The organism is Chryseobacterium sp. SIMBA_028 (assembly GCF_046535285.1).
Classification (GTDB): domain Bacteria; phylum Bacteroidota; class Bacteroidia; order Flavobacteriales; family Weeksellaceae; genus Chryseobacterium.
On record NZ_JAWRWZ010000442.1, the window covers coordinates 1 to 261 of the forward strand.

General features: G+C 60.2%; 1 protein-coding gene. It reads left to right on the forward strand.

The features are described 5' to 3' along the window. On the forward strand, positions 1 to 261 hold a 261-nt coding region (locus tag SCA31_RS24055), incomplete at both ends, for a hypothetical protein (protein ID WP_410699511.1).

Consider the following 261-nt stretch of genomic DNA (forward strand, 5'->3'; position numbering starts at 1 on the left):
GGTGAAGAATGGCGGCGATATCGCAGCGCTCTTCGGTGTCTGCAAGGCGCTCATTGAGGCGGACGATGCGCTCAAAGCGTCGGGAACGAGTAAAGTCGCGGGACACGACGGGGTACCGGATGACCCATCGGAGGCCGGAACGATTGCATTTGCCGCATCGATTGCGGCGGCGGACAAGAAGCATATCCTCGACCACGACTTCATCCAGGAGCACACCACCGGTTTCGAGCAGTTTGCCAATGCGGCCCAGTCCTACAGCTG